General features: G+C 73.6%; 25 protein-coding genes and 1 tRNA gene. 17 read left to right on the top strand and 9 right to left on the bottom strand.

Annotation, left to right across the window (positions count from 1 at the left end):
- Positions 1-86 precede the first annotated feature (86 nt).
- On the bottom strand, positions 87-386 hold the full coding sequence (locus tag ACH47X_RS00745; protein ID WP_397400465.1) for a hypothetical protein: 300 nt from the start codon (positions 384-386) through the stop codon (positions 87-89).
- 2 nt (positions 387-388) lie between these two features.
- Entirely contained in the window at positions 389-529 is a 141-nt protein-coding gene (locus ACH47X_RS00740) for a hypothetical protein (protein ID WP_397400463.1), read from the bottom strand.
- A 328-nt stretch (positions 530-857) separates the two neighbouring features.
- Between ACH47X_RS00740 and ACH47X_RS00735 the strand changes: the two genes are divergently transcribed.
- The 10 genes from ACH47X_RS00735 to ACH47X_RS00690 are packed head-to-tail and all read left to right on the top strand — an operon-like array spanning position 858 to position 13,257.
- On the top strand, positions 858-2,075 hold the full coding sequence (locus ACH47X_RS00735; protein WP_397400461.1) for a toxic anion resistance protein: 1,218 nt from the start codon (positions 858-860) through the stop codon (positions 2,073-2,075).
- A 23-nt stretch (positions 2,076-2,098) separates the two neighbouring features.
- Positions 2,099-2,692, top strand: coding sequence for a hypothetical protein (locus tag ACH47X_RS00730; RefSeq protein WP_397400459.1), 594 nt, complete (start codon positions 2,099-2,101; stop codon positions 2,690-2,692).
- Entirely contained in the window at positions 2,689-4,080 is a 1,392-nt protein-coding gene (locus ACH47X_RS00725; protein WP_397400457.1) for an AAA family ATPase, read from the top strand. Before ACH47X_RS00730 ends, ACH47X_RS00725 begins: the two co-directional genes overlap by 4 nt.
- Entirely contained in the window at positions 4,077-5,414 is a 1,338-nt protein-coding gene (locus tag ACH47X_RS00720) for a hypothetical protein (protein ID WP_397400455.1), read from the top strand. The genes ACH47X_RS00725 and ACH47X_RS00720 overlap by 4 nt, the downstream gene beginning before the upstream one ends.
- Positions 5,411-6,445 (top strand): glutamate ABC transporter substrate-binding protein, encoded by a 1,035-nt coding sequence (locus ACH47X_RS00715; protein WP_397400453.1) that lies wholly within the window; start codon positions 5,411-5,413, stop codon positions 6,443-6,445. The genes ACH47X_RS00720 and ACH47X_RS00715 overlap by 4 nt, the downstream gene beginning before the upstream one ends.
- Positions 6,442-7,545 (top strand): hypothetical protein, encoded by a 1,104-nt coding sequence (locus tag ACH47X_RS00710; RefSeq protein WP_397400451.1) that lies wholly within the window; start codon positions 6,442-6,444, stop codon positions 7,543-7,545. Before ACH47X_RS00715 ends, ACH47X_RS00710 begins: the two co-directional genes overlap by 4 nt.
- Positions 7,542-9,830 (top strand): serine/threonine-protein kinase, encoded by a 2,289-nt coding sequence (locus tag ACH47X_RS00705; protein ID WP_397400449.1) that lies wholly within the window; start codon positions 7,542-7,544, stop codon positions 9,828-9,830. The genes ACH47X_RS00710 and ACH47X_RS00705 overlap by 4 nt, the downstream gene beginning before the upstream one ends.
- Positions 9,831-9,873: 43 nt before the next feature.
- Positions 9,874-10,992 (top strand): PP2C family serine/threonine-protein phosphatase, encoded by a 1,119-nt coding sequence (locus ACH47X_RS00700; protein ID WP_397400447.1) that lies wholly within the window; start codon positions 9,874-9,876, stop codon positions 10,990-10,992.
- A gap of 25 nt (positions 10,993-11,017) precedes the next feature.
- The gene (locus ACH47X_RS00695) at positions 11,018-12,334 is read left to right on the top strand and encodes a VWA domain-containing protein (RefSeq protein ID WP_397400445.1); all 1,317 of its coding nucleotides are present in this window, start codon (positions 11,018-11,020) and stop codon (positions 12,332-12,334) included.
- Complete coding sequence (locus tag ACH47X_RS00690) at positions 12,331-13,257, top strand: FHA domain-containing protein (protein ID WP_397400443.1); 927 nt, start codon at positions 12,331-12,333, stop codon at positions 13,255-13,257. Before ACH47X_RS00695 ends, ACH47X_RS00690 begins: the two co-directional genes overlap by 4 nt.
- Before the next feature lie 18 nt (positions 13,258-13,275).
- Here ACH47X_RS00690 and ACH47X_RS00685 read toward each other — a convergent pair whose 3' ends face one another.
- A complete protein-coding gene (locus ACH47X_RS00685) occupies positions 13,276-14,514 on the bottom strand; it encodes an MFS transporter (protein WP_397400441.1) in 1,239 nt (412 codons plus the stop codon).
- Positions 14,511-15,140 carry an ArsR/SmtB family transcription factor gene (locus tag ACH47X_RS00680; protein WP_397400439.1) on the bottom strand — a complete coding sequence of 210 codons (630 nt, stop codon included), beginning with the start codon at positions 15,138-15,140 and terminating at the stop codon, positions 14,511-14,513. The genes ACH47X_RS00685 and ACH47X_RS00680 overlap by 4 nt, the downstream gene beginning before the upstream one ends.
- Positions 15,141-15,347: 207 nt before the next feature.
- Here ACH47X_RS00680 and ACH47X_RS00675 point away from each other — a divergent pair, with 207 nt between their 5' ends.
- The 4 genes from ACH47X_RS00675 to ACH47X_RS00660 all read left to right on the top strand — a co-directional run bounded on the left by ACH47X_RS00675 (position 15,348) and on the right by ACH47X_RS00660 (position 16,983).
- Positions 15,348-15,527 (top strand): hypothetical protein, encoded by a 180-nt coding sequence (locus tag ACH47X_RS00675; protein WP_397400437.1) that lies wholly within the window; start codon positions 15,348-15,350, stop codon positions 15,525-15,527.
- Positions 15,528-15,805: 278 nt separating this feature from the next.
- Entirely contained in the window at positions 15,806-15,955 is a 150-nt protein-coding gene (locus ACH47X_RS00670; RefSeq protein ID WP_020013234.1) for a hypothetical protein, read from the top strand.
- Positions 15,956-16,202: 247 nt separating this feature from the next.
- Entirely contained in the window at positions 16,203-16,838 is a 636-nt protein-coding gene (gene orn / locus ACH47X_RS00665) for an oligoribonuclease (protein WP_397400435.1), read from the top strand.
- 72 nt (positions 16,839-16,910) lie between these two features.
- A tRNA-His gene (locus ACH47X_RS00660) sits at positions 16,911-16,983 on the top strand.
- A gap of 76 nt (positions 16,984-17,059) precedes the next feature.
- Here ACH47X_RS00660 and ACH47X_RS00655 read toward each other — a convergent pair.
- Entirely contained in the window at positions 17,060-17,956 is an 897-nt protein-coding gene (locus ACH47X_RS00655) for a RimK family alpha-L-glutamate ligase (protein ID WP_397400433.1), read from the bottom strand.
- Between the two features lie 49 nt (positions 17,957-18,005).
- Entirely contained in the window at positions 18,006-19,082 is a 1,077-nt protein-coding gene (locus ACH47X_RS00650) for an ABC transporter ATP-binding protein (protein ID WP_397400431.1), read from the bottom strand.
- A gap of 43 nt (positions 19,083-19,125) precedes the next feature.
- On the opposite strand from ACH47X_RS00650, the gene ACH47X_RS00645 reads away from it, so the two are divergent.
- The 3 genes from ACH47X_RS00645 to ACH47X_RS00635 all read left to right on the top strand — a co-directional run bounded on the left by ACH47X_RS00645 (position 19,126) and on the right by ACH47X_RS00635 (position 21,632).
- Positions 19,126-19,785 carry an ABC transporter permease gene (locus tag ACH47X_RS00645; RefSeq protein ID WP_397400429.1) on the top strand — a complete coding sequence of 220 codons (660 nt, stop codon included), beginning with the start codon at positions 19,126-19,128 and terminating at the stop codon, positions 19,783-19,785.
- Positions 19,782-20,465, top strand: a complete 684-nt coding sequence (locus tag ACH47X_RS00640) for an ABC transporter permease (RefSeq protein WP_020013239.1) — start codon at positions 19,782-19,784, stop codon at positions 20,463-20,465. The genes ACH47X_RS00645 and ACH47X_RS00640 overlap by 4 nt, the downstream gene beginning before the upstream one ends.
- Before the next feature lie 135 nt (positions 20,466-20,600).
- Positions 20,601-21,632: a glycine betaine ABC transporter substrate-binding protein gene (locus ACH47X_RS00635; protein ID WP_397400427.1), complete on the top strand. Its 1,032-nt coding sequence runs from the start codon at positions 20,601-20,603 to the stop codon at positions 21,630-21,632.
- A 109-nt stretch (positions 21,633-21,741) separates the two neighbouring features.
- On the opposite strand, the gene ACH47X_RS00630 is transcribed toward ACH47X_RS00635, so the two are convergent.
- The 3 genes from ACH47X_RS00630 to ACH47X_RS00620 are packed head-to-tail and all read right to left on the bottom strand — an operon-like array spanning position 21,742 to position 25,017.
- Positions 21,742-23,352, bottom strand: coding sequence for a dihydrolipoyl dehydrogenase family protein (locus ACH47X_RS00630; protein WP_397400425.1), 1,611 nt, complete (start codon positions 23,350-23,352; stop codon positions 21,742-21,744).
- 58 nt (positions 23,353-23,410) lie between these two features.
- Entirely contained in the window at positions 23,411-24,214 is an 804-nt protein-coding gene (locus ACH47X_RS00625; protein ID WP_397400423.1) for a TetR/AcrR family transcriptional regulator, read from the bottom strand.
- A complete protein-coding gene (locus tag ACH47X_RS00620; RefSeq protein WP_397400421.1) occupies positions 24,211-25,017 on the bottom strand; it encodes a TetR/AcrR family transcriptional regulator in 807 nt (268 codons plus the stop codon). The genes ACH47X_RS00625 and ACH47X_RS00620 overlap by 4 nt, the downstream gene beginning before the upstream one ends.
- Positions 25,018-25,069: the final 52 nt, after the last annotated feature.

The following is a 25,069-nucleotide window of genomic DNA, read 5'->3' as shown; positions in this document are numbered from 1 at the left end:
GCCTATTCCGTGAGCGAGGGCCGGGTGAGGCGTGCCACACCCGGCCAGTTCACCAGGGCAACCGATCAGCCCTGATGGTCCCGCGGTCAGGCAGCGGAGTACCGCTGCCGAGCGGCTTCGCCCGTGGTACCCAGCGCCTGGCCGACGACGTTCCACGACAGCCCCTGCGCGCGCGCCTGGGCGACGGCGTCACGCACCGCCTTCTCCGCCTGGCCGGTCAGGTAGATGCGCCGGGCCGCTGCTCGCTGCAGTTCCAGCAGCGCCGGTGCGGTCGGCTTCAGCTTCTCGGCGTAGTCCTCGGTGACGGCCTTGGCCGCCATCTCCTCGCCCCAGGCCTCGAGCTCTGCCCGCTCCTCGGGTGTCAGGTTCAGGTCCTCGATCTTCATGCTCACCTCACCTCGCCCCTCTCCTTCGGCGTCAGGAACTTGTCCCGAGCCTCCATCGCGTGGAAGACCACGAACTGGATCCCCCACTTGGAACGGTGCCCGATCTCCAGGAGCACCCCCGACTCGGCCGGGCCGATCGTCATCGCCGAACCGTCCTCGTCGTTGTCGAAGCTGCGTCGCGAGAAACCCAACGCATGTCCGATGTCTGCTTCCGTGATCCCCGGGTGCTTCAACGCACTCGGCAAGACCAGGATGCCCTCAACTTCATCCATTTGGCAAGGTTACTTGCCAAGTCGTCTTGCTGCGCGAGCTAGGTCCCGTCCGACGCCGACGGAGCAGTCACCCGCTCCCCCGGGAACTCTGCCCGCAGCCCCCTCGTTCTCACCCCGCCGAGCAGCGCTTCCGCCCTCGAAGACGGTAGCCCGCGGCATATACTCGCCGCGTTCGGACGCCCTATCTCGAGGAGCACCGATGACCGAGCCGATGCCGCTTCAACCCCCCGCGCCAGCAGAGCCGCTCGTGCTCACCGCGCCCGACCCGGTACAGCCCGTCGCGAGCACCCAGGCGCCCAAGATGGCACCCAAGGTGGACCCCGCCGTGGCGCCCGCGCTCGACCAGAAGGTCAGCACCTACCTGGACGGTCTGCTCGGCACCGACACCCGCTCCCCCGAGTTCGCCCAGCGCGCCGACGACGTGCGCACCATGGGCGACCAGGACATCCGGCAGGCCGCCGACTCCAGCAACCGGCTGCTGGCCACGCCCGTGCGCGCCCTGAAGGAGGGCGGCCTCGCCGACGGCTCGAAGGTGGGCCAGACCCTCCTGGAGCTGCGCCGCACGGTCGAGGACCTGGACCCGTCCGAGGCCAGCGTCGGCCGCAAGATCCTCGGCGTCATCCCGTTCGGCGACAAGATCCAGGACTACTTCCGCCGCTACGAGTCCGCCCAGGGCCAGCTCAACGCCATCATCCAGGCCCTCTACAACGGGCAGGACGAGCTGCGCAAGGACAACGCCGCGCTCAACCTGGAGAAGCAGAACCTCTGGGACACCATGACGCGGCTCAACCAGTACATCTACGTGGCCGAGCGGCTCGACGCGCAGCTCTCCGCGAAGATCGCCGAGCTGCAGATCGCCGACCAGGAGCGGGCCAAGGCGCTGTCCGAGGACGTCCTGTTCTACGTGCGCCAGAAGCACCAGGACCTGCTCACCCAGCTCGCGGTGTCGATCCAGGGCTACCTCGCGATCGACATCATCATCAAGAACAACATCGAGCTCACCAAGGGCGTGGACCGCGCGACCACCACCACGGTCTCCGCGCTGCGCACCGCCGTCATCGTGGCGCAGGCCCTGGCGAACCAGAAGCTGGTGCTGGACCAGATCGGTGCCCTGAACACGACGACGTCGAACATGATCGCCTCGACCTCCAAGATGCTCGCCGACCAGTCGGCGACCATCCAGGAGCAGGCCGCGAGCTCGACCGTCGGCATCGAGCAGCTCCAGGCGGCGTTCGCGAACATCTACGCGACGATGGACTCCATCAGCGACTTCAAGACCCGCGCGCTGGACTCCATGTCGCAGACCATCGGCGTGCTGCAGACCGAGACGACCAAGGCCTCCGAGTACGTCGAGCGGGCCCGGCGCACGAACACCGACGGCGTGGCGAGCGGTTCGCTCGATCTCGGCAACCGGTGACGGCCGCAGGCACGGGGGAACGTATGGGCTGGTGGCAGCGGATCTTCGGCGGCGGACGCCCCGAGGAGGAGCAGGCCGTCGCCGTACCGGCACCGCCCACGACCGAGCAGATCGTGACGTCCGTCGACGCCGTCCTGGCCCGCGCGACCGGCAGGGCCCCCGCAGCCGTGACCGCCCGCGTGCAGCGCGTGGTGGAGACGGTGCACGAGATGGTGCCGCGCCTGGACCGGCTCGGCCCCGGCTCCCAGCAGGCGCACACCGTCGTGGCCACGGCCACGAGCTACCTGCCCGAGGCCGTCGACGCGTACCTGAGGCTGCCCCGTGACTTCGCCGACCGGCGCGTCGTGGACCGCGGCAAGACGTCGCTGCTGATCCTCTGCGACCAGCTCGACCTGCTGGGCGCCACGCTCGACAAGATCTCGGACGCCGTCTCCCGCGCCGATGCCGTGGCCCTCGTGGCCCACGGGCGGTTCCTGGAGGAGAAGTTCGGCACCTCGGGCCTCACGCTCCCGGGCCAGGTCCAGCCAGGTCAGGTCCAGCCCGGCCAGGCCCTGCCCGGCCCGGGCGCGGCGGGCCCCGGTCCGACGTCGGGCCCCGCGCCCCTGGAGGCCCCATGACGACGACGGCGCTGGCCACCGCCCTCGACGCCCTCGCCCGGGCCGGCACCGCCGCCGGCGTGGGGGGCCCGGCGGCCCGCGCCGAGGGCGAGCGGCTGGCCGCCGCCGTCGCCGAGTCCTCCCCCGGCGCCCCGGCCGACTGGCTCGCGGCGACGTCCCCCGGCCGTCCGGCGTCGGCCACGCTGCAGCCCTTCTTCGACGCCGCAGTGGGCGCCCGGCGCTGGCGCTCCGCCCCGACGGACCTGCTCGCGGGTCTCGTCGCGGACGGCTCGGCCCACGCGGCCGCTTACGCCGAGGCGCTGGCCGCGGTGGTCGACGCCGCCGCCGGGCTCGGCGACCCGAGCATCAGTGCCATCGCCGCCGCCGAGGGCACCAAGGCCGTGCACCGCAGCGCGGCGGCGGGGCGCGCGGCCGCGCCCCGGCCGGCGGGCGACCAGGGCCTGGAGTTCGGCGCACCGGTCGACGCGGTCACCCCCACGCCGTCGGCCACAGAACCCGAGCCGGCCGCCCGGGCGGCCGGGCCCGAGGGCGAGCCAGAACCGGAACCGGCGGACGAACCCCGCCCGCTGGCCGAGCTGCTCGACGAGCTGGACCAGCTCATCGGCCTGGGCCGCGTCAAGGACGAGATCCACCGCCAGACCGAGCTGCTGCGTATCGAACGTCTGCGCGCCGAGGCGGGCCTGACCTCCCCCACGCTGACGCGCCACCTGGTGTTCACCGGCAACCCCGGCACGGGCAAGACCACGGTGGGCCGCCTGGTGGCGGGCATCTACCGCGCGCTGGGCCTGCTGGACAAGGGCCACCTCGTGGAGGTGGACCGCTCCGAGCTGGTGGCGGGCTACCTGGGCCAGACGGCGGAGAAGACGACGGCGGTGGTGCAGCGCGCCCTGGGCGGCGTGTTGTTCATCGACGAGGCGTACGCCCTGGCCGAGGACCAGTACGGTCGCGAGGCCGTGGACACGCTGGTCAAGGACATGGAGGACCACCGCGACGACCTCGTGGTGATCGTGGCGGGCTACCCGGGCCCCATGGCCCGGTTCATCGCGACGAACCCGGGCCTGGAGAGCCGGTTCGCGCGGACCATCACGTTCGAGGACTACTCGCCCGAGGAGCTGCGCCGCATTTTCGCGGCCATGGCGGGCTCCGCCGACTTCGAGCCGGAGCCGGAGACCCTCGACCGGTTCGACCGTCTCGCGGCGGACCAGGTGCGGGGCGAGGGCTTCGGCAACGGCCGCTGGGCACGCAACGTGCTCGACTCCGCGATCGCCCGGCACGCCTGGCGCCTGCGGGACGTTGAACGACCGACGGTGGACCAGCTGCGCACGCTGGTCCCGGAAGACCTGGAGGACGTCGTGGACATCGGGACAGACAGCGAGGCCACCCTGTGACCGCACCCCAGACGACCGCGGGCCCGCCGGCCGACCCGGACCCGCCGGCCCCCGGCGACACCCCGTCCGCCCGCCCCGGCTTCCGGGACCGCATCACGGCGGAGCTCGCGACCACCCCCGGCCGCCTCGCCCTGGCCACCGCGGTGGCCGTGGTGGCGTGCCTGCTGCTGGCGGTCACCGGGTTCCTGGCGGGCAACAGCCAGGCGGCCGCGCTGCGGGACGCGCAGCGCGACGCCGCCCAGCTCGTGGGCACGCAGGAGCTGCGCAACGACCTGGTGTCGGCGGACGCGACCGCGACCAACGCCTTCCTGGTCGGCGGGCTGGAGCCCACCGAGGCCCGGGAGCGCTACGAGGCCAGCCTGTCGGAGGCCGCACAGGCCCTGCCGAACCTGTCCGCCACCGCGCAGGGCGCGGACGAGACCGCCGACCTGGCCACGGTGTCCGACTCCGTGCAGCGGTACGCGGGCCTGGTCGAGTCGGCCCGGGCCAACAACCGGCAGGGCTTCCCCGTGGGCGCCGCCTATCTGGACCAGGCCTCGGCCGCGCTGCGCGACGAGGTGCTGCCGACGCTCGACCAGGTGGCCGTCTCGACGTCCGAGCGGGTCGACTCCGACCTGACCTCCGTCACGCTCGCCCAGGCCCTGCTGCTGTTCGTGCTGCTGGGCCTGGTGGCACTGGCCGCCGTCCAGCTCTGGCTGGCCCGGCGCACGCGCCGCCGGCTCAACCTGGGCCTGGCCGCCGCGAGCGTCGCCCTGCTGGTGGGCGGCATCGTGGCGACGGTCGCGGTGCTCGGCGGCAACGGCGTGGCCCGGTCGGTCGCGAGCGGCCCGTACGCCGCGACGGTCGCCACGTCCCAGGCGCTGTCGCAGGCTACGGACGCCAAGTCGATGGAGTCGTTCACGCTGATCAAGCGCGGTTCCGGCGCCGAGTTCGAGGAGACCTACCAGACCGCGGTGGCCGACGCCCGCAACCTGCTGGACGAGGCGGCGGACGCCGTCCCGAGCACCGGCTCCGGCTCCGACTCGCCCCGCGAGCTGCTGGACGCGTGGGACGCCAGGCACGCCGAGATCCGCGAGCTGGACGACGGCGGTGACTGGGAGGGTGCCGTCGAGGCGGCGACGTCCACGGCCGACGACTCGGCGGGCGCGGCCTTCACCGCGTTCTCCGACCGGGCCCACGCCGACGTCGAGGCCACCAGCGCCGACGCCGTCGGCCGGCTGGGCTCCGCGGCGACCACCGCACAGATCGCCGCGTGGGTCGCCCTCGTGCTCGGTGTCGCCGGGGCCGTGGCCGCGGCCGCCGGGATGAACGTCCGCCTGAAGGAGTACCGATGAGCACGCGCGCAGCCCGCAGACCGATCGCCGCCGCCCTGGTGGCGCTGGCCCTGGTGGGCACGACCGCGGCGTGCGCGCCCCAGCCCACGACGCAGCTGCTGACCGGCGCGGCAGCGGCGGGCTCCGCGCAGCAGTCCGAGCAGGACACCGCGCAGGGCGCGGCGCCGCGGGCCGCGACGGGCGGCACGACGTCGGGCACGGCGACCGCTGCGGCGGACTGCGGCGACGGCCTGCCGGCCGTCGCCTCGGCGGACCCGGACGGCAGCCCCGAGGTGACGTCGGGCTCCACGATGGCCGACATCCGCGAGCGCGGGGCCCTCCGGGTCGGCGTCTCGGCGGACACCCTGCTCATGGGCTCGCGCAACCCGTTCAACGGCGACATCGAGGGCTTCGACATCGACGTGGCGCGGCAGATCGCCGACGCGATCCTGGGCGACCCGGACAAGATCCAGTTCCGGGTCATCACCTCGGGCGACCGCGAGACCGTCCTGGAGGACGGCGACGTCGACGTCGTGACGCGCGCGTTCACGATCAACTGCGACCGGTGGGAGAACATCGCGTTCTCGGCGGAGTACTACCACGCGGGCCAGAAGCTGCTGGTGCCCTCGACGTCGGACGTGGAGAGCATCGACGACCTGGACGGCCAGCGCGTCTGCGCGCCGGAGGGCACCACGACCCTGGAGCGGCTGGCGGAGTGGAAGGGCGTCGAAGCGGTGCCCGCGGCCACCCACACCACGTGCCTGGTCCTGTTCCAGCAGGGTGCGGTGGACGCGATCACGGGTGACGACACCGTCCTGGCGGGCTTCGCGGCCCAGGACCCGTACGCCAAGGTGGTGGGCGACGCCGTCAGTGACGAGCCGTACGGCGTGGGCATCCCCGCCGGCCAGGCCGACATGGTGCGCTTCGTCAACGGGGTGCTGGAGGACATGGTCTCCAGCGGGCAGTGGGAGAAGTCGTACGACCGCTGGCTGGGCGACGCGCTCGGCAGCGCGCCGGACGCGCCGGAGCCCGTGTACGGACGGACGCCGTGAGCCGGACACAGCGCGCGCCGGCGCCGCCCGGTGCCCTGGGCGTGGCGGCCGAGCCCGCCGCGCTGCTGACCTACCTGTCCGACCTGCAGGCCTGGCTCGACGTGCGCCGGGCGGACCTGGACCGGCTCGACGCCGCGGCCCGGCAGGCCGGCGCGGACGCGGTCACCGCAGACGTCGTGCTGGCCCTGACCCTGTGGCAGGCGGTGCGCACGCGCACCGACGAGCTGATCGAGATCTGGGACTCCGGCCGGGCCGACGCCGTGGCGCGCGAGCGCATGTCGCAGCTCGTCTGGGGCCGCCTCGGCGGCGACCCCGCCACGTCCCTCCTGTCCCTGGTCGACGCCGCCCGGCTGTGCGACGCGCAGGCCGACCAGCTCGCCACCCGGCTGTCGTTCGACCCGCACGCCGCCGACGTCACCGCCCGGTTCCGGGCGCTGGCCGCCGGGGTGGTCCGCGCCGAGGACGCCGCGCGCGCCACGGCCACCACGGAGGACGACGCCGCCGTGGCCCGCCTGCGCGACCGGCTCAGCCGGCTCAAGGCGGACGCCGCCCGCGGCGCCGACGTCACCGGGCCGCTGGGCGCGCTGGAGGACGAGGTCGCACGCACCGAGCGGGACCTCATCGTGCACGCGGCCCGGAGCCGGTCGCTCGCCAAGGACCGCGAGCGCGCCGTCGAGCTGCGCGCCGCCCTCGCTGGCCGGGCGCCCGGGCTGGCGAGCATCGCCGACCGCTGCCGCCGGGAGGTCGCCGACCCGCCGCGGCTCGCGATCCCGGACGTGCTCCGGCTCGGCGAGGTGCCGCACGAGCAGGCGGCGCTGACGACCTACGTCCAGCGGCTGGGCGCCGTCGAGCGCGCCATGGAGAAGGTCGAGGACGCCTACACCGCACCGCTGCGGGAGCGCGCCGAGCTGCGCTACCGCGTCAAGAACCTGATGACGAAGGCCCAGGGCAACGGGCGCTCGTCGTCGCCGGCCGTGAAGGCGGGCGAGGACGAGGTGCGCGACGTGCTCGACGCGACCCCCTGCGACCTGGCCCTGGCCCGGCACTTCACCGAGCAGCTCGAGACGCTCGTGCGCGACCTCCCGGAGGGACACCGATGACCGAACAGAAGTGCGCCGAGCCGGGCTGCACCGGCACCATCGAGGACGGCTACTGCAACGTCTGCGGCACGCCCGCCGGCGGCAACCCCGACGGCGACGCGCTGGCCGCCGTCGCGGCGTCCTGGGCCGAGGGCGACCTCGACGCGACCACGGTCCGCGCGTCGGGCTCGGTGCCGAGCGCGATGGCCCAGCCGTCGACCGGGCGCACCAGCTCCTCGCGCCTCGCGTCCACCGCCCTGGGCTCGGCCCGCGTCACCGGGGGCACCAGCCAGACGCGCCGGGTCGGCACCGGCTCGACGCGCCTGCGCGGGCACCGCCTCGGCGCGGGCCTGACCACCGTGCCGCACACGCCGGTGGCCGACCCGCTGCAGGCCGTCATGGCCACGCCCGAGCTCGCGGAGTCCAAGCGGTTCTGCCCCACGTGCGGACAGCCGGTGGGCCGGGCCAGGGACGGCGTGCCCGGCCGCGTCGCCGGGTTCTGCGGGCACTGCGGCGCGCGGTACGACTTCACGCCCGCGCTCAAGGCCGGCGACCTCGTGGCCCGGCAGTACGAGGTGGTGGGCTGCCTGGCCCACGGCGGCCTCGGCTGGATCTACCTGGCCCGGGACCGCAACGTCAGCGGCCGCTGGGTGGTGCTCAAGGGCCTGCTGAACGCGGGCGACACGGAGGCGTACGAGGCCGCCGTCGCCGAGCGGCAGTTCCTCGCCGAGGTGGAGCACCCGCTCATCGTCGAGATCTTCAACTTCGTGCTGCACGAGGGCCTGGGCTACACGGTCATGGAGTTCGTGGGCGGCCGGTCGCTCAAGGACGTGCTCAAGGACCGCCGGGAGCAGGACGGCCAGCCCCGCCCACTGCCCGTGGACCAGGCCATCGCCTACATCCTCGAGGTGCTGCCCGCCTTCAGCTACCTGCACGACCACGACCTGCTGTACTGCGACTTCAAGCCGGACAACATCATCGCGCAGGGCGACGGCGTCAAGCTGATCGACCTGGGCGGTGTGCGCCGCACCGACGACCTCACGTCGGCCATCTACGGCACCGTCGGCTACCAGGCGCCCGAGGTGCCCGAGGTCGGCCCGTCGGTGGCGTCGGACATCTTCACGCTCGGCCGCACCCTGGCCTCCCTGGTGCTGGACTTCCGGGGCAACACGACCGTCTACCAGGCGTCGTTCCCGCCCGTCGCCGACACCCCCGTGTTCCAGAAGTACGACTCGTTCTACCGCTGGCTCGCCAAGGCGTGCGCCCCGGCGCCCGCGGACCGGTTCGCGTCGGTGGACGAGGCCCGGGTGCAGCTCCTGGGCGTGCTGCGCGAGGTCGTCGCCACCGACAAGGGGCCCGGGTACACCGCCACGACGTCGGCCGAGTCGGTGCTGTTCGGCGTGCCGCCGCTCGACGGCGCCGACGGCGCCCTGGACTGGAACGAGCTGCCCCTCCTGAAGGTCGACTCGACCGACCCGATGGCATCCTGGCTGGCGGGCGTCAACGTCGCCGACCCGGCCGAGCGGATCAAGGCGCTGGCCGACCCCGCCGAGCACACCGTCGAGGTGCGTCTCGCCGTGGCCCGCGCCGCGATCGAGGCGGGCGACGGCACGCTGCTCCGGTCCACCGTGGCGCAGATCCTGGAGCACGACCCATGGGAGTGGCGCGCGGCCTGGCTGGAGGGCCTCGGACACCTCGCGACGGGCAACGCCGCCGCGGCCCGCGCGTCGTTCAACGCCGTCTACGGGCAGGTGCCCGGCGAGCCCGCGCCCAAGCTGGCGCTCGCCACGGTCTGCGAGCTGTCGGGCGAGCCCGGCGTGGCCGAGCAGCTCTACGGCACGATCGCCCGGGCGGACGCCAACTACACGGGTGCGGCCGCGTTCGGCCTGGCCCGCGTGCGGTCCGGGGGCGACGACCTGGACGGCGCTCTCGGCGCCCTGGAGCTCGTGGGCCCCACGCGCGGGTCGTTCCCGGACGCCCGCCTGGAGCGGGCCCGGCTGCTCGTGGAGGCGCACCGCTCGCTGGTGGACCTGGCCGACGCCGTCGCCGGGCTCGACGCCGCCCACGTGCCCGACCGGCCCAAGGCCGAGATCACCGTCGCGGCCCTCGTCGAGGCGCTGGAGATCGTGCTTCGCGACGGCCCCCTGCCGAGCCTCCGCGTGGCGGGCGTGGGCGCCGAGGAGGGGCTGCTGCGGGACCGCCTGGAGCTCGCCCTGCGCAACCTCGCCCACCTCACGGACAAGCGCTCGGAGCGCGTGGCGCTCGTGGACCGGGCAAACTCCGTACGGCAGTGGACGTGGCGATGAACAGGGCGGGAGCCCTGACGAAGGCAAGGAGATCCACCCAGACATGAGTGCCGAAGACAGCGTCCTCGTCCGATGCCCCAGCTGCGGGGAGAACGCGGCGCCCCGCGCTAGGTTCTGCGAGAACTGCGGCACCGCGCTGGGCACCGGCGGGCCGGACCCGTCCCTGCCCTCCGAGGTGACGCTGGACGTGGCCCCCACGGTCCTGGACCTCGACCCCGCGACGGGCGAGGCCGGGGGCAACCGCCGGTGCGCGGCCTGCGGCGGCGTCATCGCCGACGACGGCTACTGCGCCGACTGCGGCGCCCTCGGGCAGTCCGAGCGCGACCACTTCGAGGAGCGGCCGGCCACCTGGGTCGCGGGCGTCTGCGACCGCGGCATCCGGCACGCGCGCAACGAGGACGCGATGGCCCTGGCCGCGAACGGCGCCTTCGCGGCGCTGGTGGTGTGCGACGGCGTCTCCAGCGCGCCGGACTCCGACGTCGCCTCGCTCGCCGCGAGCCGGGCCGCGCGGGACGTCCTCGTGGCCTATGGGCCCGAGGGGCCGAGCTCGGTCGAGGGCGCGACCAGCCGCCGTATCGCGGGCTGGACCGATGCCATGGTCGCCGCGTCGCGCGCCGCCGGCCAGGCCGTGCGCGGCGCCGCCGAGCAGCTCGCCGCGACCAAGGGGACCGACGTCGCGGACGACCCGCCGTCGTGCACCTTCGTGGCCGCCGTCGTCGACCACGACCTGATCGTCGCGGGCTGGCTGGGCGACTCCCGCGTGTACTGGCTGCCGGACGCCGGGCCCGCGGAGCAGCTCAGCGTCGACGACTCCTGGGCGCAGGAGATGATCGCCGCCGGCGTGCCGCGCGCCCAGGCCGAGACGTCGCCGCAGGCGCATGCCATCACCCGGTGGCTCGGGCCCGACGCCCCCGACACCGACGCGCGCTGCGCCGCGACCGTGCCGAACGGGCCCGGCTGGCTGCTGGTCTGCTCCGACGGCCTGTGGAACTACTGCTCCGACGCGCACGAGATGGGTGAGCTCGTGCGCAAGTTCGCCGGCTGCGGCGAACCCCACGCCGCTGCCGCGGCGCTCGTCCGCTGGGCGAACGCTCAGGGCGGGCGGGACAACATCACCGCCGCGCTCGCGCGGATCGCCCCGACTGTCACCGAGCAGCGCTAGCCTGCCGTAACCGAGAGGAGCCACCGTGGCCGAGTTCTCCGCCGAGGTCTTCCAGAACGAGTTCCTGTCCGACGGCGGCACCGACGTGCACGCCATCGTGTCCGTGACCTGCACCGGCGCGGGGGCCGCCGGGGCAGGTACCGCTGCGACCGCCACCGCGGACGCCGGTGGCGCGGGCGCGGGCCAGGTCGCCGAGATCGTCGCCGTCGACACGTCCGGCTCCATGCAGGGCCGCAACATGGAGGCCGCCAAGCACGCCGCCGCGGTGGCCGTGGACCAGATCCCCGACGGCACGCTGTTCGCGATCATCGGCGGATCGCACGTGGCCACGAGAATCTTCCCGTACCCGAACGCACGCGTGCCGATGGTGGCCATGGAGCCCGGCGCACGCGCCGAGGCCAAGCGCGCGATCTCGACCATGGCGGCCAGCGGCGGCACGGCGATCTCGACGTGGCTGCGGCTCGCCGACGACCTGTTCGCCACTGTCCCCGCGGCGCAGAAGCACCTGATCCTGCTCACGGACGGCAAGAACGAGTCCGAGCCGAAGATGCACCTGGACCAGATGATCACTCACGTCACGGGGCACTTCCAGTGCGACGCCCGCGGCGTGGGCGACCGCTGGGTGGTGGAGGAGCTGCGCAAGATCTCGACGGCGCTGCTCGGCACGGTGGACCTCATCGCGCGCCCGGAGGACATCGCGGAGGACTTCGCGGCCCTGGTGCGCAAGTCGATGTCCCGCGGCGTCGCGGCGGTGGACCTGCGCGTGTGGGCGCCGCAGGGCTCGCAGGTGCTGTTCGTCAAGCAGGTGGCCCCCGAGGTGGACGACCTGACGAGCCGGCGCACCGAGGTGAACGCGCTGACCAGCGGGTACCCCACGGGTGCGTGGGGCGACGAGACCCGCGACTACCACGTGGCGGTCCGCGTGGCGGCGAAGCCCGTGGGCTCGGAGCAGCTCGCGGCTCGCGTCCAGGTGGCGGTGGGTGACGAGGTGGCGGCGTCGGGCCTGGTCAAGGCCAAGTGGTCGGACGACTCGACCCTGACCGCCCGGATCAGCCCCGAGGTGGCGCACTACACGGGCCAGGCGGAGCTCGCCTCGGCCATCCAGGAGGGCCTGGCGGCCAAGGCGTCGGGCGACGAGGCGACGGCGACGGTGAAGCTCGGCCGCGCGGTGCAGCTCGCCGCCGAGACCGGCAACGACGAGGCCACCTCGCGCCTGCGCAAGATCGTGGAGGTGGAGAACGAGGAGGAGGGCACCGTGCGGCTCAAGCGGAACACCGCCAAGCTGGACGAGATGGCACTCGACACCGCGTCCACGAAGACCACCCGGGTGAGGCGCGCATGACCGTCGTCTGCCCCGAGGGACACACCAGCCAGGCCACGGACTACTGCGACGTCTGCGGCACGCCGATCCCGGCGAGCTCGGCGGCCGGTCCCGGACAGCCGGGGTCGGCCGCCTCTGCCGCGCCCTCGGCCGAGGGCGCCGCCGGCGCGTCCGCCGGGTCGGAGTCCGGCCCCGTGACCTGCCCCAACTGCGGCGACCTGTCCCCCGCCGAATCACTGTTCTGCGAGAACTGCGGATACGACTTCACCACCGGCACGCCGGCGCCGCCGGCCCCGCCCGCGGCTCCGTCGTCCGGCCTGGACCTCGGGGACCTGGGGGCGACGCAGCCCGGGACGGGTTCGGTCCCGGGCGGTGCCGGGTCCGGGCACGTGGCGGGGGGCTCGGCGCCGGTGGGCCCGGCGCCCGTGGGGTCGGTTCCGGCGGGGGCCGCGCCGGCCGGACCGGCGGCGTCGGCCGGTGTGCCGTCGCCTGCGCCGTCGGCCGAGGGTGGCGGGCTCGCCGCGGCGCCGGTCCCCGGCGACGCCGCCTGGGTGGCCGAGATCTGGGTGGATCCCGACTGGTACGCGCACGAGCGGCCGGAGGACCCGATGCCGTCCGCGGGTCTGCCCGGCCTGGTGACGCTGCGGCAGCGCAGCCTCCTGGTCGGGCGGCCGTCCAGGTCACGGGGCATCACGCCGGACATCGACTGCGGCAGCGACCCCGGGGTGTCCCGGCGGCACTGCCAGCTGACGACGGACGGTCAGCGGTGGTGGGTGGAGGACCTGGGCTCGTCGAACGGGACCTTCGTCTCGGCGGCGGGCGACCCGCTGCCGGACAGTCCGCTGAGCCAGGGCGTGCGCCGGGAGATCGAGGAGAACGACCGGGTCTTCGTCGGCGCGTGGACGCGCCTGGTGATCCGCAAGGCCCTGCCGGGCGAGGCCTGACCCCGTCGTGCCAGACGCTCAGGCCGCCCGGGTGACCTGAGCGTCTGACACCTCCGGGTCGGGGGTGCGGCGCAGGCGCAGCGCGACCAGCCCGGCCCCGACCACCACGACGACGTTGGCCAGCACGAGCAGGCGGTAGTCGACGAACGCGAGCAGCCCCGCGCCGAGCGCCGTCACCACGGTGCCGGGCAGGTTGTTCACCAGGTGCCCGGCCGCGGCGACCCGGCCCTGGAGCCGTTCGGGCGTGCGGACCTGGCGTTCGGTGACCCACGCGATGACCGCGGCCGTCACGCCGAACCCGAGCAGCGCCTGCGCTGCCACCGCCGGGACCACCCAGCTGAACATCAGGGGCACCAAGGCCAGCCCGGCGGCGAGGATCCCGAGCGCGTAGACGCGCGGCCGCCCGAAGCGGGCCATGAGGCGCGGTGTGACCGCCCCGGCCACGAACCCGGCCACGCCCTGCAGCACGGTGAGCGGGCCGAGCCAGGCCGAGGGGAGGCCCAGCCCGTCGAGCACCGCGAAGACGACGGCGTTGACGAGACCGACCGAGGCGAAGACGATCACCGCGTTCCAGGTCATGCCGCCCAGCGGCTGGGTGCCGAACAGGTGCCGGAACCCGGCAGTGATCGCCGCGAGGTAGGACTCGGCCGGGTCGTCCTCGTACCGGGACTCGACGACCTGGACGAGCAGGAACACGACGGCCGCCGCCGCGAACCCGCCGATCGCGACCGCGACCAGCGGCACCACGCCGACCAGCGCGTAGACCGCGGCGCCGAGGATCGGCAGCGCCACACGGAACACCTGGTCGATCATCGAGAGGCGGCCGTTGGCGTGCCCCAGGGCCTCGTTCGGCAGGAGGTCCTTGAGGATGCCCGACTGGCAGGCGCCCGTCACGTACGCGACCGCGGAGTAGACCAGCGTGGACGCGAAGATGACCCAGACCTGGTCCGGCCGGTGCACCCAGAACAGCGGCACCAGCCCGAGCGCGCCCACCACGTAGGCGGCCACGAGCATGAGCCGGCGCGAGACCCGATCCGCCAGGTGCCCCAGGAACGGCGAGGCGAGCGCGGGCAGACCCAGCAGCGCGAAGGCCACGCCGCCCAGCGCGGCGCTGCCGGTCAGGTCGGCGACCCAGACCGCCATGAGCAGCGTGAGCAGCGAGTCGGCCACGTTGGCGAGCGTCCAGCCCACCACGAGCGTGCGAAAGACCGGGGTCCGCAGGTGCCGCGCGGGGTCGGCGGGCGTGGTGGTGGTCATGCGTCCTCGCCCTCCGGGTCCGGGATCTCGGACCAGACCGCGCCGAACAGGTGGGCCCGGCGCGCGCCGGGCGGGCGCCTGCCGGGGTCCTCCGAGCGGCCGCGGAACCGTTCGGTGAGCTCCTCGAGCCGCCGGGAGAGATCGTCCAGCTCGTCGCGCGTCACCCAGAACTCCTGGTGCGTCTGGGTGGTGGCGTACAGCCAGGCCGGGTCGTCCCGTCCCGCATCGGCGAGCCAGCGCTGCAGGGCGGCGAACTGCTCGGCCACGAACATGCTGCCGAACGCCTGGGCGGCGGGCCACGACTCCGGGTCCGCGAGGTCGGGCCGCACGCTGAACCCTCGGCTGACGGCCCGCCACGGCCGCTCCTTGCCGTGCGGCTCGGCGCGCTCGACGTGCCCGTACTTCTCGAGCTGGCGCAGGTGGAACGAGCAGCTCGCCACGGACTCCCCCGTGCGCTCGGCGCACTGGGTGGCGGTGAGCTCCACGCCCCCGCCGAACAGGGCGAGCAGGCGGATGCGCAGCGGGTGGGTCATGGCCTTGATGGCGTCGGCCTGCGAGATGACGGCGTCCTCGGGCTGCGTCGGCCGGGTGAACCCCTGGACCTCTGGCTGCTTCTGCTCGGGCATGCGGCGAGCGTAGGACGCTAAAGAGAACTTGCGCAAGGAATCTTTAGCGACTTCGCCCGAATAAAGCCGTGCGCCGCACCGCAGCCTCCTGGGAGGCTCAAGGCACACCGCGGTGACGTCCGTCCGGTCCCAGACCGGGCGGTGGACAGGGTCAGGCCAGACCCTCTGTCGGGAGACCGGCAATCCAGCGTCACGAAAGGCACTCACGTGCATACCGAGTACGACCTGGCGCAGACCCTTCACCGGGACCGCCTCCGGGACGCCGAGCAGTACCGGCGTTTCCGTCAGCTCCGCGAGGAGCAGAAGCGACGCAGGGCCGAGGCCCGCGCCGCACACCGGACCGACAACCGCGCACCGGCACCCGCCCTGCGCGTGCGGTCCGCATGACCCGTACGGCGCCCGCCGGAGCTCCTCCGGCAACCGGCGCCGCCGACATCCACGAAGCAGAGCGTGTGTCCCGCACACGCTCTGCTTCGTTCTTGTACGGGCGCTGACCTGCGCAAGGGTGCTGCAGATCACCGCTGTCCGCCTTGCGCGGGATTTCCCGAATGAGGGATGATGTAACACGACGGAAACACTGAGGAGCACCGCGCCGCGACCCGGCCCGGAGCACGCCCGCTGCGACCGTCACCCCCCTCCCCACCCCTGGAAGGACCACCACGGACATGCACGCCCAGACCGCCTACTACATCGGCCGCGCCCAGGTCGCGGAGATCGCCCGCCGCGCGGAGGTCGCCGGCGCCCAGGAGCGCGCGCTGCGCGAGCGCCCCGAGCGTCGTACCGCCAAGCGCACGAAGCGGCTCCGCCTGATCTGACCCGTCGGCCACTGGCCTGACGCGCACATCCTGGCCCTTCCCTGGACGACCACCGTCGTTCCACGGAAGGGTCTTCGTGCACCCACCACCGACGCGCGCGGCAGTTTGCACCGCAGACTCGGCACTTGGCATCGAGATCGGCCCAGGCCTGGGCCGATCTCGATGCCAAGTGCCGACAGGCAAGGGGACCGCCCCCGTACCGCACCCGTGTACACCAGCGGCGCGTCGGACGGAATAGGGTGGGCCGGTGAGCCTTCCCAACCCCAACGAGCGCATCGTCTGGATCGACTGCGAGATGACCGGCCTCGACCTGCGCGCCGACGCGCTGATCGAGGTCGCCGCGATCGTCACCGACTCCGACCTCAACGTCCTGGGCACCGGTGTCGATGTCCTGGTCAAACCTCCGGCCGAGGCGCTGTCGCAGATGAACGACTTCGTGCGCGCCATGCACACGACGTCCGGCCTGCTCGCGGAGCTCGACCAGGGGCTGACGCTCGAGGAGGCGCAGGAGCAGATCCTCGCCTACATCCGCGAGTACGTGCCCGAGCCGGGCAAGGCTCCGCTGGCCGGTAACTCGGTCGGCACCGACAAGTCCTTCCTCGACCTGCACATGGCCGAGCTGGTGGACTACCTGCACTACCGGATCATCGACGTCTCCTCGATCAAGGAGCTCTCGCGGCGCTGGTACCCGCGGGTCTACTTCGCCTCCCCGAAGAAGGACGGCGGGCACCGCGCGCTGGCCGACATCCTGGAGTCCATCGACGAGCTGCGCTACTACCGCGAGGTGCTGTTCCCCGCGCAGCCGGGCCCCGACACGGCGACCGCACGGGCCGCCGCCGCGCACGTCGCCGAGACGTCCGTCACGAAGCAGCTCGCTCCGTAGGTATGAGTTCGGATCGTGGCCGCTGACCATGTATGCTTTTCGACGGTCGCCGGTCCAGGACCGACGAGCATGGTGGGCGTAGCTCAGCTGGTAGAGCATCGCGTTGTGGTCGCGAGGGCCGCGGGTTCAAGTCCCGTCGCTCACCCCGTGCAGAAGAGGGCCCCTCACTCCGGTGAGGGGCCCTCTTCCGTTCTCCGCCGGCAGCCGACGCCGCCCCCGGCTCAGCCCAGGAGCTTGACCACCGCGTCGGCCAGCTTGTCCTCGACGCCGGTGCCGTACTTCATCCACAGCGACGGCTCGGTGAGCTCGAGCTCGATGACCATGGGCACCCCGTCGTCGCCGGTGACGAGGTCCACCCGCGCGTAGGTGAGGTCCGCGCCGGTCGCGGCGCGCGCCACGGCGAGCGCCCGCTCGGCCACCTCGATCTGCTCGGGCGTGGCCTCGTACGCCGAGTTCTCCTCCTCGGCGTACAGCTCGCCGGTGTCCTCGGCGGGGCCCGTGAGCAGCGCGTTCTTGCGGATGGCGTGGGTGTGCTCGCCGTCGACGAAGATGAGGCAGGTCTCGCCCGTGGTGTCCACGGAGGTGACGTAGGGCTGGATCATGACCCAGCGGCCGTCGTCGAGCAGGCGGGTGGCGTGCGCGATGGCCTTGCCGCGCGACTCGGCGGAGACGGGCTGGTAGCGCCCCGTGTTCTGGGCACCGGCGCTGACCACGGGCTTGACCACGAAGTCGCCGAACGCGGGCATGCGGGTGTGCACCGCGCGCTTGGACAGGTGCCGGGCCGGGTCGAGCCAGATGGTGGGGATCACGGGGATGCCCGCGGCCTCGAGCTCGCGCAGGTACCGCTTGTCGGTGTTCCACTCGATGACGTCGGCGGAGTTGGCCACCTTGGGCAGCGAGCGCGCCCACGCGAGGAACTCGTCGTGCCGCGGCGAGTAGTCCCAGGTGGAGCGGACCAGCACGAGGTCGTAGGCCTGCCAGTCGACGGCGGGGTCGTCCCACACGGCGGGTTCCGCGGTGATCCCGCGCGAGGCCAGCGCCGCGATCAGCGGCACGTCGTCCTTGTCGAGGTCAGGCAGCTGGGAGCAGGTCGCGAGGGCTACACGTGCGTTGGTCACGCCCCGAGACTATCGGGCGAGTTGTCCGAGGTCCCGGCCTGCGGGCGGGTCAGGACGCGGCGTCGGTCACAGCGGCGCCGTCGGCGTCCGCGGGCTCCTCGGCCGTCTCCGTCCCCGGTGCGTCCCAGGGGGTGTCGGCCGCGGCATCCGCCGCCCGGCGCAGGGCGCCGAGGATCCCGTCGGCGGTGAGCGAGCCGACGACGTCCCCCGTCTCCCCCACCACGGGCACGCGTCCCATGGCCGACGCCGGCAGTGCCGCCACCGCCTCGAACGCGTCGGTCAGGCGCGCGCCGAGCCGCACGGGGGCGGGCGCGGGCTGGACGATCCGGTCGGCGCCGTCCAGGTCCGTCGTCTCCACCCGGGCGAGCGAGAGCATCCGCGAGGCCGCGCCGTCGCCGATGAAGTCCCGCACCCGTTCCGACGCCGGGTGGGCCAGCACCGCGAGCGGGCTCGCGACCTGCTCCAGCTTGCCGCCGCGGGACAGGACGGCGATGCGGTCGCCGAGGCGCGCGGCCTCGTCGATGTCGTGCGTCACGAGGATCACCGTGGTGCCCGTCTCCTGCTGGATGCGCTGGAACTCGGTCTGCAGGTGCCGGCGGAACTCCGGGTCGACGGCGCCGAACGGCTCGTCCATCAGCAGCACGGGCGGGTCCGTCGCCAGGGCCCGTGCCACGCCGATGCGCTGGCGCTCACCGCCGGACAGCTCGTGCGGGTACCGCTTCGCGTACGTGGCGGCGGGCAGGCCCACGAGGTCCAGGAGCTCGGCCACGCGCGCCCGCGTACGCCGCCGGTCCCAGCCGAGCAGGCCGGGGACGGTCGCGATGTTCGCCTCGACCGTCCGGTGCGGGAACAGCCCGACGTTCTGGATGACGTAGCCGATGCGGCGCCGCAGGGCCACGGGATTGCTGTTGGTGACGTCCTCGCCGTCGAGCAGGATCCGGCCCGACGTCGGCTCCACCAGCCGGTTCACCATGCGCAGCGTGGTGGACTTGCCGCAGCCCGACGGGCCCACGAGGGCGAGCACCTCGTGCTCGCGCACGGAGAGGCTGAGTCCTTCGACGGCGACGGTGCCGCTCCCGAACTCCTTGCGGACGGTGTCGAGCTCGATCACGGTGCGAGAGGCCATGTGCTCGAACCTACCGGGTGACGAGCACGATAGGTTTTACGGCATGCCCGGCAACCCGTGGTTCTCCTGGTCGTACGTGGTCGACAACGCGCCCCTGATCTGGCAGCGCACCGTCGAGCACGCCGGCCTGACGATCGAGGCGGTCGCGATCTCGGCCGCCATCGCCATCCCGCTGGGAGCACTGGTCTCCCGGTCGCGGTGGATGGCAGGGCCGGTGCTCGGCACGGCGGCCGTCATGTACACGGTGCCGTCGCTGGCGCTGTTCGCGATCCTGGCGCCGCTGCTCGGGATCGGCCGCACACCGGTCCTGGTGGGCCTGGTGGTCTACGCGCTGCTGATCATCCTGCGCAACACGGTCGCGGGGCTGTCCACCGTGGACCCCGCCGTCACCGACGCCGCCCGCGGGCTGGGTTACGGCCCCGGCCGCCTCCTGGTGCAGGTGGCCATGCCGAGCGCGCTGCCGAGCATCATCGCCGGCCTGCGGCTGGCCACCGTGTCCACCGTCGCGCTGGTGACCGTGGGCGTCGTCGTCGGGTACGGCGGGCTGGGTCAGCTCATGTTCCAGGGCTTCCGCAACAACTTCTACCGGGCCGAGATCATGACGGCGACGCTCGCGACCATCGCGCTCGCGCTCGTGCTCGACCTGGCCCTGTGGGCCGTCGGCAGACTCCTGACCCCCTGGCTGCGCGGGAGGGCCGCATGAGCGCCCCGACCGGCGTCCTCCAGGAGGCGATCGTCTGGCTGAACGACCCCCTGACCTGGACCGAGCCCGGCGGCATCCTCGAGCTCGCGGGCGAGCACCTGGTCATGACGGCGATCGCGGTGGCCGTCGCCGCCGCCGTCGCCATCCCGACCGGTGCCTGGCTGGGGCACAGCGGCCGGGGAGCGGGCACCGTCGTCTGGCTCACGAACGCGTCCCGCGCGCTGCCGACGCTGGGCATCATCCTGCTGCTCGCCGCGGGCGGGCTGTTCGGCAACACCGCCACCGTGATCGCCGCGGCGTTCTTCGCCGTACCGGTGCTGCTGGTCAACACCTACGAGGGCGTGCGCGGCGCCGACCCCGACGCCAAGGACGCCGCGCGCGGCATGGGCATGAGCGACGGGCGCATCCTGCTGCAGGTCGAGCTGCCGCTGGCCACGACGCTGGTCTCCGCGGGCTTGCGGGTGACGATCGTGCAGGTCGTCGCCACGATCCCGCTCGCCGCCCTGGCCGGTGGCGGCGGCCTGGGCCAGATCATCGCGCTCGGCATGGGCACGCAGCGGTACGGCGAGGTGCTGGCGGGCGGCATCGTGGTCGCGGGGCTGTGCCTCGCGATCGACGGTGTGCTCGCGATCGGCCAGCGCCTGACCACGCCGGCGCCGTTGCGGGTCCGCGCGGGCTAGAAGCCGCGGGACGGCCTAATGTAACGACATCCTCACGAGCGGGTTTATCCCTTGCCATCGGCCGCTCTCCGGGGTCGAATGGGACAGATCGAAGCCGTAGAACAGATGTACGCCACCCACGTTCGGAGAAATTCGATGAAGTTCCCCCGTACGCACGTCTCCCTGCCCCGCGCGGTCGGCGCCGCCGCAGCTGTCGTCTCCCTCGCGCTCCTGACCGCCTGTGGCGAACCCGGTTCGGCCGGGGGCGGGGGTGGCAGCAGCGAGACCGGTGGCAGCAGCCTCGCGGCCTGCGAGGCGGTCCCCGGCGACGAGCTGGTGGTGCTCGAGGACGACAAGCAGCTCCAGACCGTCGACAACATCATCCCCGCCGTGAACGCGGCAGCGGTGGAGGGCGACGACACGCTGATCCCGCTGCTCGACACCGTCTCCGCGGTGCTCGACACCGACACCCTCATCGGCCTGAACAAGGCCGTCGACGTCGACCGCCGCACCTCGAAGGAGGTCGCCGAGGAGTTCGTGGCCGACGCCGGCCTCGACGATCCCGAGCAGAGCGGCAGCGGCAAGGTCGTCGTCGGCGCCGCCGACTTCGCCGAGAGCGCCACGCTCGGCACCATCTACGCGACGGTGCTGAACGCCGCCGGGTACGACGCCGAGGTCACCACCATCGGCAACCGCGAGGCCTACCTCCCCGCGCTGGAGGACGGCAAGCAGGTCCAGGTGATCCCCGAGTACGTGGGTACGCTGACCGAGTTCATCAACAAGGACGTCAACGGGGCCGACGCCGAGCCGGTCGCGAGCAGCGACCTCGACGCGACGGTCGAGGGCCTCACAGGTCTGGGCGAGGAGGTCGGCCTCGTGTTCGGCCAGCCCTCCCCCGCGCAGGACCAGAACGCCTTCGCCGTGACCAAGGCGTTCGCGGACGAGCACAGCCTCACCACGCTCAGCTCGCTCGCCGAGGCGTGCGGTGGCCTGGTGCTCGGCGGCCCGCCGGAGTGCACGGAGCGCCCGTTCTGCCAGCCGGGCCTGGAGGAGACCTACGGCCTGGAGTTCGCGGAGTTCCGCTCGCTCGACGCCGGCGGCCCGCTGACCAAGTCCGCGCTGCAGCAGGGCGAGGTGACCCTCGGCCTGGTCTTCAGCTCGGACGGGTCGCTGACGCCCACGAGCTGACCTGCCGCTCGCAGTTCTCTTTCGAGGCCTGAGTTTCTTCGCTTTGAGCGGGCTCAAAGCGAAGAAACTTAGGCCTCGAAAGGTTTTGTAGCCCCGGAGCGGAGTCAGATCACAGGCCGTAGGACTCCAGGAAACGGATCCAGACCTCGCTCACCGTCGGGTACGCCGGGACCGCGTGCCACAGCCGGTCCAGCGGCACCTCGCCGACGACGGCGATGGTCGCGGCGTGCAGCATCTCGCCGGCGTCGGGCCCCACGAAGGTGGCGCCCACCAGCACCCGCCGCTGCGTGTCGACCAGCACCTGGGCCCGCCCCGTGTACCCGGGGCCGTCCACGCTCGCGCCCGCCATCCAGGACAGGTCGTACGACACGGCCTCGACGGGGATCCCGGCCGCGCGCGCCTCGCGTTCCGTGGGCCCCACCCAGCCGACCTGCGGCCTCGTGAACACCACCTGGACGCGCGCGCCGTGGTCGGCGGTCGCGGCGTAACGCGACCACGGCTGCCCCTCCTGCCCGACGGCGGGCCCGGGGTCATCCGTCGTCGGGGACCGGTCGCCCGCCTGCGTGCCGTACCGCGCCGCGACCACGTCGCCGACGACGCGGCCCTGGTACTTGCCCTGGTGCGTCGTGGCCGCCCGGCCGGTGACGTCGCCGCAGGCGTACAGCCAGCCGCCGGGCACGCCCACGACCTCGAGCGACTCGGTGACGGGGAGCGCCCCGTGGCGCCCGAGCCCCGACTCGTCGAGGCCCACGGCCTCCACGTTCAGGTCCGCCGTGCGCGGCACCCGCCCCGTCGCGACCAGGATCTCGGCGGCGGTGATCTTGTCGCCGTCGGACAGGCTGACGGTCACCGGGCCGGCGGGCTCGCTCTCGCTCCCGGTGCCCGGCCGGTCCACGGACGCCACGGTCACGCCCGTCCGGACGTCGACGCCGGCCGCGCGCAGCGACTCGGCGACCATCTCGCCCGCGAACGGCTCGGCGTTGGACAGCAGGCCGCCCCGGGCCAGCAGCGTCACCCTGGTGCCGAAGTCCGCATAGGCGTTCGCCATCTCGACGCCCACCACGCCGCCGCCGATCACCACGAGCGACTCGGGGACCGACTCGGCCCCCGTGGCCTCGCGGCTGGACCAGGGCGAGGCCGCCGCCAGACCCGGGGTGTCGGGCAGCACGGGCACGCTGCCGGTCGCGGCGATCACGGCGTGCCGGGCGCGCAGCAGCCGGGTCACCGGGGCCTCGCCCGTCTCCGCCTCGCCGAGCCCGCCGCCGACGTCGCCGTCCTCGTCGCCACCGGCGGCCGACCCGGCGGGCGTCTCTCGCGGCACCGTGACCTCGACGAGCCGCTCGCCGGCCAGCCGGCCGTGCCCGCGCACGAGCGTCAGGCCGGCGCCCTCGACCCACGAGACCTGGCCGGAGTCGTCCCAGTCGTTCGTGATCTCGTTGCGCCGGGCCAGGACCGCGGCGACGTCGATGTCCCCCGGGTCGGCCAGGCCAGGCGTGTCCCGGGCCAGAGCACGCACGGTACCGGCCCGCAGCAGCACCTTGGACGGCATGCAGGCCCAGTAGGAGCACTCACCGCCCACGAGCTCGGACTCGACCAGGGCCACGGACAGCCCGGTGCGCGAGGCGCGGTCCGCCGCGTTCTCGCCCACCGGCCCGCCGCCGATCACGATCACGTCGTAGGTCTCGTCCGCCTCGCCGGGGGTCTCAGCTGCGTTGTTCATGTCGCCATCCTGGCCCGACCTCCGGCACCGGTCCATCGGGCAGGGGGCGAATCCTGGATCAGGCGCGGCGGGAGCGCGGCCCCTGCCCCGGCACGACACCGGCCGAGGCCTTCTGGCCGAAGCCGTCCAGGACGTCGGCCACGAGGTCCTGCACCAGCGCGTCCAGGTGCGCCAAGGCTGCCGGGTCGTCGACGTCGCCCACGTGGCCGTAGACGGTCAGGGTGAGCAGGCCCCAGAGCCGCGCCGAGCACAGGTTCATCGCGTGCAGCAGCCCGAGCGGGACGTCCGGCGGGAAGCCGGGGACCGCCGGCATGGCGTCGCGCGCGGCCCGCAGGTGCGGGAGCAGGTCGGGTGCGATCTCGTCGTCGGGCACCACCGGGCAGCCCGCCTGCCACCAGGCGAGGGCGATCGGCGTGAACGCGCCGCCCACGCGGTCGAGGGACATCAGCGGCGGGTAGCGGGGGTCGTCGGCGGTGTCGCCCTCCTGACCGCGAATCCGCAGGCGACCCGACATCAGCAGGTCGTACTCGTTGCGATGCGTGAGGCACCAGCGGAACAGCTCGTGGATCACGCCGTGGCACTGCGCGGCGGGGTCGTCCGCGGGCTGCCGCGCCCGGGCGCGCTCCACGGCGGCCAGGAGCTCGTCGATCACGTGCTGGTGGGTGGCGTGCAGCAGCCCGGGCCGGCCGTCGAAGTACCGGTACAGGCCGGGCGCGGCGATCCCGACGTCCTTGGCGACGGCCTGCATCGTGACGGCGTCCACGCCGTGCTCCTCCAGCAGGCGGCGCGCCGAGGCCAGCGCCTCCTCCAGCAGCTCGCGGCGCAGCCGGGCGCGACGGCCCGTGGGCCGGCGCGGGGTCATGACCCGCACCGTTCACCGGAGCCGCCGAACACCGGCTCCAGCAGGACGGCGGGGCTGGGCGTCATGCCGAAGAGCGCGAGGTTGCGCTCGTTCAGGTCGCCGAGCAGCGCGGTGATGTAGGCGTGCCGCACCGGGCCGTCGGGTTCGAGCACGTGGTTGTAGACCGTCATGCACAGCAGGCCGAAAGTGCGTTGCCAGGCGACCCGGACGGCGGCGACCAGCCCGAGCGGCACCGCGCGGGGAGCGTCGGGGAACGCCGCGAGCAGGGCGTCGCGGCGGGCGGTCAGCTCGGCCTCGAGCTCCGGGGAGACCGGCTCGTCGAACCGGGCCGCGCCGTCGGCCCACTGGGCGGCGACCGCCGGGAACGCGAGCGCCGCCACCTCGTAGAACGTGCCGCCGCCGGCCTCGCCCGCCACGGCACCGTCCTCACGGGCCAGCCGCAGGCCGGCGCCCAGCAGCAGGTCGAACTCGTGGGGGTGCGCCACACACCAGGCGAACATCGCGTAGGTCAGCGCGTGCACCTCGGCGGCGCGGTCACCTGCGGGCTGGCGGGCGGCCGCCGCGCGGACGTGCGCGACCAGCTCGTCGAGCACATGCCGGTACGTGGCCCGCAGCAGGTCGGAACGGCTCGGGAAGTACCGGTAGAGCCCTGGCCCGGCGATGCCGATCTCGCGGCTGACGGCCAGCATCGTCACGCTCTCCAGCCCGCCCTCGGCGAGCAGCCGGCGCGCCACGTCGATCGAGGTGCTCAGCAGCTCCTCGCGCCGGCGTCGCCGGGTCGTGCTCTCTGCGCTGCGGGTCACGAGGCGTACTTGGTCTCCGTCCGGTGCCGACCTTGCGCCCCAGTCTCGCACG

Origin of the sequence: Promicromonospora kroppenstedtii (assembly GCF_044389675.1) — a bacterium.
GTDB classification, from domain to species: Bacteria; Actinomycetota; Actinomycetes; order Actinomycetales; family Cellulomonadaceae; genus Promicromonospora; species Promicromonospora kroppenstedtii.
This window is presented reverse-complemented; position numbering and strand designations above follow the sequence as displayed.